Source organism: Aquabacterium sp. A08 (genome assembly GCF_011742065.1).
Genome location: NZ_JAAQQT010000460.1, coordinates 1 through 409, shown reverse-complemented (window position 1 = coordinate 409; position 409 = coordinate 1). Strand labels below are relative to the sequence as shown.

The 409-nt window shown below is 69.9% G+C and carries 1 protein-coding gene; it reads left to right on the top strand.

Annotation, left to right across the window (positions count from 1 at the left end):
• A partial coding sequence (locus tag HA630_RS27245) for a histidine kinase dimerization/phospho-acceptor domain-containing protein (protein ID WP_305792615.1) occupies nucleotides 1-409 on the top strand: 409 nt, incomplete at both ends.

Genomic DNA, 409 nt, shown 5'->3' with positions numbered 1-409 from the left:
CTGATGCTGGCGGGGATTTCCCACGACCTGCGCACGCCGCTGGCCCGGCTGCGGCTGGAAACCGAGATGAGCGTGCCCGACCCCAGCACCCGGGAACTGATGGCGGCCGACATCGAGCAGGTCAACACCATCATCGACAAGTTCATGGACTATGCCCGCAACCGCCAGGCGCGGCTGGAACCGGTGGACCTGGGCGAGGCGGTGACCAGCAGCCTGCAGCCGCTGGCCAACCTGCCCAACTGGGCGGTGGACGCGCAATGCCCCCCCGGCCTGAAGGTGTGGGGCGATGCGGTGGAACTGCGGCGGGTGCTGAGCAACCTGCTGGAAAACGCCGCCCGCTACGGCCGCGACCCGCAAGGGCAGGCCCAGGTGGAGCTGCGCGCCACGGCGGCGGGCAAATGGGTGCAGT